The 6504-nt window shown below is 72.9% G+C and carries 8 protein-coding genes; 6 read left to right on the plus strand and 2 right to left on the minus strand.

The genetic code is table 11. From position 1 onward, the window contains the following. Positions 1-88: 88 nt before the first annotated feature. Both ACWGJM_RS47070 and ACWGJM_RS47075 read right to left on the minus strand, forming a co-directional pair. Positions 89-1120 carry a sigma-70 family RNA polymerase sigma factor gene (locus ACWGJM_RS47070; protein ID WP_453417946.1) on the minus strand — a complete coding sequence of 344 codons (1032 nt, stop codon included), beginning with the start codon at positions 1118-1120 and terminating at the stop codon, positions 89-91. A gap of 54 nt (positions 1121-1174) precedes the next feature. Then, the gene (locus ACWGJM_RS47075) at positions 1175-2233 is read right to left on the minus strand and encodes a lytic murein transglycosylase (RefSeq protein WP_453417947.1); all 1059 of its coding nucleotides are present in this window, start codon (positions 2231-2233) and stop codon (positions 1175-1177) included. Positions 2234-2353: 120 nt separating this feature from the next. Between ACWGJM_RS47075 and ACWGJM_RS47080 the strand changes: the two genes are divergently transcribed. The 6 genes from ACWGJM_RS47080 (at position 2354) to ACWGJM_RS47105 (ending at position 6351) form a co-directional block, all read left to right on the plus strand. Continuing rightward, the gene (locus tag ACWGJM_RS47080) at positions 2354-2605 is read left to right on the plus strand and encodes a hypothetical protein (RefSeq protein WP_453417948.1); all 252 of its coding nucleotides are present in this window, start codon (positions 2354-2356) and stop codon (positions 2603-2605) included. A gap of 47 nt (positions 2606-2652) precedes the next feature. Continuing rightward, complete coding sequence (locus ACWGJM_RS47085) at positions 2653-2964, plus strand: helix-turn-helix domain-containing protein (protein WP_453417953.1); 312 nt, start codon at positions 2653-2655, stop codon at positions 2962-2964. A 143-nt stretch (positions 2965-3107) separates the two neighbouring features. Continuing rightward, positions 3108-3620, plus strand: coding sequence for a 2-oxo-4-hydroxy-4-carboxy-5-ureidoimidazoline decarboxylase (uraD, locus tag ACWGJM_RS47090; protein WP_453417949.1), 513 nt, complete (start codon positions 3108-3110; stop codon positions 3618-3620). Positions 3621-3624: 4 nt separating this feature from the next. Next, the gene (gene uraH, locus ACWGJM_RS47095) at positions 3625-4029 is read left to right on the plus strand and encodes a hydroxyisourate hydrolase (protein WP_453417950.1); all 405 of its coding nucleotides are present in this window, start codon (positions 3625-3627) and stop codon (positions 4027-4029) included. A 7-nt stretch (positions 4030-4036) separates the two neighbouring features. Next, the gene (gene pucL / locus ACWGJM_RS47100) at positions 4037-4939 is read left to right on the plus strand and encodes a factor-independent urate hydroxylase (RefSeq protein WP_453417951.1); all 903 of its coding nucleotides are present in this window, start codon (positions 4037-4039) and stop codon (positions 4937-4939) included. Between the two features lie 38 nt (positions 4940-4977). Further along, entirely contained in the window at positions 4978-6351 is a 1374-nt protein-coding gene (locus ACWGJM_RS47105; RefSeq protein WP_453417952.1) for an 8-oxoguanine deaminase, read from the plus strand. Positions 6352-6504: the final 153 nt, after the last annotated feature.

A 6504-nucleotide genomic window follows, 5' to 3' on the forward strand; every position in this document is an offset into this window, starting at 1 on the left:
CCTTTCCGCCCGTGGAGCAGCTCCGACATCTGCTCTACGGGGGAAGGGCGGGGGTCCGTCGCGGGAGAGGGGAACTTTTTTCGAGGTCCTACGGCACTGGGGTCAGGGTCGGTACGTCGACAGGAGCTCCGGTGACGGACGGCAGTGTCGTCGGGGTCGTGGAGGGGTCCGGCAGAGCGGGCATGCCCGGTACGCTCGGCAGCTTCGACACGCTCGGGACCTCCGGGACGGACGGCACCTCGGGGACGGTCGGCGCCGGCGACAGCGAGGCCGCGGGCAGGGGCGGCACCGACAGCGGCAGCAGCGACCGGTCGCGGGCGCCGGCCGGCCGCCTCGCCCCGCCGGGCGAGGCGGCCGACAGTTCGCGGACGGCCGGGGCGGGGGCGGACGGCCGGTCCGCGCTGTCGGGCTGCACGGTCCCGGCGGTGGTCCCGGACACGGGGGTGGCGGAGGGCACGGGAGCCGTGTCCGGCCGCCCCCGGTCCAGCGCGTACGGCAGCACGAACCCGGCCACCGCCAGGGTCGCCGCCGTCGACGCGGCCGCCACCGCCTGCGCCTTGCCACCGGCCCGCAGCCGTCCCCGCCCGATGAGGAACACGGCGAACCCGAGGGTCGCGGCCAGCGAGTTCCGCAGCGTCCGCCGGGCCCGGGCGAGGAGCGATTCGACGGTCCGGTAGCTCAGGCCCATCCGGACGGCGACCTGGCTCACGTCCAGGTCCTCGGACTTCAGCCGCAGCGCCTCCGCCTGCCGGGCGGGCAGCTCCCCGCTGCGCACGGCCAGCCACCTCGCCTCGGCCCGGTCGCACACGGCCTCCTCGACCGGCACCGGTGCGGGCGCGATCAGGGTCGGGCGGGTGCGGACCTCGGCCTCACGGTTGACCTGCCGGTAGCGGTCCACGCACAGCCGCATCGTGACCGTCGTCAGCCAGGCGGCGAGCCGCTCCTCGTCCAGGTCGGGCCGCTCCGCCGCGCGCAGCATCGCCTCGTGCACCGCGTCCTCGGCGTCCTCCTGGCTCATCGACCGGCGCCGGGCCACCTTGAGCAGCTGCTCGCGGTGGCTCCACATGCGCTGCCAACGCTCGTCGGCGGCCGGTGTCTCCACAGGCATGTCACTCGCCATGAGGGCCCCTTCGCACTCACCCGCCGGTGTCGTCCCGTCCGGCGGGTGGCGACATTACCGCCCGGTAGTCGCGGTTGTGGAGGGGGTGGAGGCCATCGAGTCCCCGCCGTTACTGGTCAGCGGACCGCCGCTGGGCAGCAGGTCGCCGGTGGGCAGAGCGGTCGCCGGGTCGGGTACGGGGACCAGCGGTTCTGCCGTTTTCCCGGTAGGCGGAAGGGAGTTGGAGGGGGTCGGCGAGGCGGGTGCGGGCGGTGCCGGGGACGGGGTCGGAGTGGCCCTCGGGCGCGGTGACGACGCCGGCTTCGGGAGGGATTTCGGCTGAGGGGTGCCGGGGCGGGCCGCGGGCCGCGACGACGCCGTGGCAGTGCCGTCCGGAACCACCCGGTGGCCTTCCAGGAAGTACGCGTACCAGGCCCGCACCGTCCGCAGATACGCCTCCGAGTGGTTGTAGGCGAGAACCGCCCCGTCCAGCCCGGCCGGGTCGGACAGATCCCTCCCGCCCGCACACAGATAGCGCCCGGCGGCCAGCGCCGCGTCGAACACGTTGTCCGGGTCGGCCCGCCCGTCGCCGTTCCCGTCGGCGCCCCAGCGGTCCCACGTCGACGGGATGAACTGCATCGGCCCGACCGCGCGGTCGTACGCCCGGTCCCCGTCGTACACCCCGTCGTCCGTGTCCCGTACGACGGCGAAGGCGCCGCCGTGCAGCCGCGGGCCCAGGATCGGTGTCACGCTCGTGCCGTCCGCGGTCACCCGGCCGCCGTCCGCCTGCCCCGACTCCACCTGGCCGATCGCCGCGAGCAGCTGCCATCTGAGCCGGCAGCGGGGCGCGGTCCGCGCGAGCTCCGACTCGGCGTGCCGGTAGGCGGCGAAGACGGTCGCGGGCAGCGCGGCCACCGGCGCGGGCGCCCCGCCCGGGTGTCTGCGCGCGAGCGGCGGCAGGTCCGTGCGGTACGGGCTGTCACCGGACACGCCCGGCCCGAGCCCGGCCGGCTGCTCCACCGGCGCGTCGGCCCGCGCCGGCACCGCACCCGGCGCCTGTGACGCGGTCAGCGCCGCCATCGCCGCCGCCGCGACCGCCGTACCCCGCGCGCCCCTGACTCTGTGCCCTGCCACGTTGTGATCCCTCCCTGTGGGCTGCTGTCGTCTGCTCTACGCGGGAGGGCGGCGCGTCCGTCGCGGCCTGCGCGCCCGGAGGGCTGCCCGAACCTCGGTGCCGCGCGTTAGGTTGAGCGCGTGCGATTGAGAGTGGAGTTCACGACCGAGCCCTTCGACCTGGACCAGGCACCCGAGCACGCCGTAGTGGCGCGCGAGGTCGTCGAGGCGGCCGAGCTGGACGCCGTGGACGTCGGCCCTTTCGGCAACACCGCGGAGGGGGGTGCGGACGCCGTCCTCACCGCGGTGGACGCGCTGCTGCGCAGGACTCTGGAGGCCGGTGCCACCCGGATCTCGCTCCAGGTCAACGTCATCGGGGAGGGTGACAGGTGACCGGGGACGAGCCCTTCATCACGGCCGTGAAGCCGCTGGTCGATGCCATGGGCGGGGAGATGCTGCCGCCGGACGAGGCCGGCCCCGACGATGTCGTGCTGGCCTGGGCGGGTGTCGACGTCGTCGCCGTACGCCTGCCCCAGCTCGCCGACTCCCTCGATCACATCCTGGCCGCCATGGAGCGCAAGCAGGGCAAGCCGCTGGCCGACCTGGACCGCAAGGCCAAGCAGGAGGTCGTACGGATGCTGGAGGCGCGCGGCGCCTTCTCCGTGCGGCACGGCGTGGAGACCGTGGCCGGCGCGCTCGGCGTCAGCCGCTTCACCGTCTACAACTACCTCAACCGCGAGAAGCACCCCTGAGCGGAGCTCTGGCCGGCCCGCTCTCGCCGGTCCGCGTCTTGTCACGCGGAATTTTCAACAAAGTGTTGACGTTGTGTCGCCGAGGGCGTTAGCTGGCGGCAGCCCGTTCAGCACGAAGGCCGTTCGCGGCCACGGAGGCTCCCGTGACTTCGACTTCCGCGCCCCCGGGCCTGGCCCGGTTCAACGTCCTGGAGGAGCACGCGGCCTTCGCCGCCCTCCACGAGGCGTGCGCCTCCACCGTGTGGGGCGGGCGCCTGCTCGCCGGCCGCCCCTACGCCACCGCCGACGACCTCTACGCCGCGAGCGACGCCGCCATGGCGGAGCTGACCACCGCGGACCTCGAGGAGGCGATGGCCGGGCACCCGCCGATCGGCCGCCCCGAGCCGGGCGCCCCGGCCTCGGCCCGGGAGCAGCGCGGCATGGCCGGTGCCTCCGCGGAGCTCAAGGCGGAGATGCTCGAACTCAACCTGGCCTACCAGGAGAGGTTCGGCCACGTCTTCCTCATCTGCGCCACCGGCCGGACCGGCGAGCAGATGCGGGACGCGCTCAAGGCGCGGATCGGGAACCCGCCGGAGCAGGAGCGGGAGATCGTCCGCACCGAGCTGGGCAGGATCAACCGCATCCGCCTGGCCCGACTCGTCGAAGAGGACGCCTGACACCATGAGCACCCGCACCACCGCCTCCGTGTCCACGCACATCCTGGACACCAGCGTCGGCCGCCCCGCCGAGGGCGTGGCCGTCCGGCTCGCGGCCCGCAGCGGCAGGGACGCCGCATGGCAGGCACTCGGCGGCTCCGCGACCGACGCGGACGGGCGGTGCAAGGACCTTCCGGACCTGCCGGTGGGGACGACCCATGTACGGCTCGACTTCGCGGTCGAGGCGTACTTCGAGAAGTTCGAGAAGAAACGAGCCGAGGCGCAGCAGGACGCCCCCGCGAATCGGGACAGCGGCCCCGGCGTGTTCTTCCCGGAGGTGGCGATCACGTTCGCCGTCGTGCCGGGCGAGCACTACCACGTACCGCTGCTGCTCAACCCGTTCGGCTACTCCGTTTACCGAGGGAGCTAGCAGACACATGCCCATCCTGGGACAGAACCAGTACGGCAAGGCCGAGAACCGAGTCGTCAAGATCACGCGGGACGGCGCCACCCACCACATCAGGGACCTGAACGTGTCCGTGTCGCTCTCGGGCGACATGGACGAGGTCCACTACTCCGGCTCCAACGCCAACGTCCTGCCGACTGACACCACCAAGAACACGGTGTACGCGTTCGCCAAGGAGTACGGCATCGAGTCGGCCGAGCAGTTCGGCATCCACCTCGCCCGGCACTTCGTGACCTCGCAGGAGCCGATCCACCGGGCCCGTATCCGCATCGAGGAGTACGCCTGGGAGCGGATCGAGCACGCCGGCGAGGGCGCGCACTCGTTCGTCCGCAAGGGCCAGGAGACCCGGCTGACGCAGATCACGTACGACGGTGAGACGTGGGAGGTCGTCTCCGGCCTGAAGGACCTCGTCGTGATGAACTCGACGGACTCCGAGTTCTGGGGCTACGTCAAGGACAAGTACACGACGCTGAAGGAGGCCCACGACCGCGTCCTGGCCACCGAGGTCTCCGGCCGCTGGCGGTTCGGCTGGAGCGACGACGGGCAGCCGATGCCGGACTGGGAGGAGTCCTACGCGCAGACCAAGCGGCACCTGCTCCAGGCCTTCGCCGAGACCTACTCGCTCTCGCTCCAGCAGACGCTGTACGCGATGGGCGCCCGCGTCATCGACCACCGGTCCGAGATCGACGAGATCCGCTTCTCCCTCCCCAACAAGCACCACTTCCTCGTCGACCTGGAGCCCTTCGGTCTCAAGAACGACACCGCCGACGGAGCGGTGTACTTCGCCGCCGACCGCCCCTACGGCCTGATCGAGGCCACCGTCCTCAGGGACGGCCGGGAGGCACGGATCCCGTCGGACCTCACCAACCTCTGACGCGGACACGGAAAGGAACGGAAAGGAGAGGACGAACGATGGCACAGCGCCTCGTCATCGAGAACTGTTCGATCGCGACCGTGGACGCCGACGACACCGAATACGCCTCCGGACACCTCGTCATCGCCGGCAACCGCATCGAGTCGCTCGGCCCCGGCAGGGCCCCGGAGGGCCTGGAGAACGTCGTGCGCCGCATCGACGCCTCCGGGCACCTGGTCACCCCCGGCCTGGTCAACACCCACCACCACTTCTACCAGTGGATCACCCGGGGCCTGGCCACGGACCACAACCTCTTCGACTGGCTGGTCGCGCTGTACCCGACCTGGGCCCGCATCGACGAGCCGATGGTCCGCGCGGCGGCCCAGGGCTCACTGGCGATGATGGCCCGCGGCGGCGTGACGACCGCCATGGACCACCACTACGTCTTCCCGGAGGGCTCCGGCGACCTCTCCGGCGCGATCATCGGCGCCGCCCAGGAGACGGGCGTACGCTTCACCCTCGCCCGCGGCTCCATGGACCGCAGCGAGAAGGACGGCGGCCTGCCCCCGGACTTCGCCGTCGAGACCCTCGACGGCGCCCTCGCCGCGACCGAGGAGACCGTCAAGCAGCACCACGACGCCTCCTTCGACGCGATGACGCAGGTCGCCGTCGCCCCCTGCTCGCCCTTCTCCGTCTCCACCGAACTGCTCCGGCAGGGCGCCGGGCTGGCCCGCCGCCTCGGCGTGCGCCTGCACACCCACGGCTCGGAGACCGTGGAGGAGGAGAAGTTCTGCCACGAGCTGTTCGGCATGGGCCCGACCGACTACTTCGAGTCCACCGGCTGGCTCGGCGAAGACGTGTGGATGGCGCACTGCGTCCACATGAACGACTCCGACATCGCCGCGTTCGCCCGTACGAAGACGGGTGTCGCCCACTGCCCGTCCTCCAACGCCCGCCTCGCGGCCGGCATCGCCCGGGTCCCCGACATGCTCGCGGCCGGCGTCCCCGTCGGCCTCGGCGTCGACGGCACGGCGTCGAACGAGTCGGGCGAACTGCACACCGAACTGCGCAACGCCCTGCTCATCAACCGCCTCGGCACCCACCGCGAGGCCGCGCTGAGCGCCCGGCAGGCACTGCGGCTCGGTACGTACGGCGGCGCACAGGTCCTCGGCCGCGCCGGGGAGACCGGCTCGCTGGAGCCGGGCAAGCTGGCCGACCTGGTGCTGTGGAAGCTGGACACCCTCGCCCACGCCTCCATCGCCGACCCGGTGACCGCGCTGGTCCTCGGCGCGGCGGCCCCGGTCACCGCGTCGTTCGTGGGCGGCCGGCAGATCGTGGAGGACGGCCGCCTGCTCACCGTCGACGAGGACGAGATCGCCCGCTCGACGCGTCAGCAGGCCCGGCGCCTGGCGCGGATCGCCGCCGAGGGCTGAGCAGGTGATGGACTCCGGACGGGAGGGACGGCTCCCGGCCGGTGGCCGTGGACCCGATGCGGTCCACGGCGGCCGTACCCCGGGGCGCGCGCGGGGCCGCGCGCGCCCCGGGCCGGGCACCCGCCGCGGCGGAGCCACGCGCACGGCCTGGGC

The organism is Streptomyces sp. NPDC054834 (assembly GCF_053611185.1).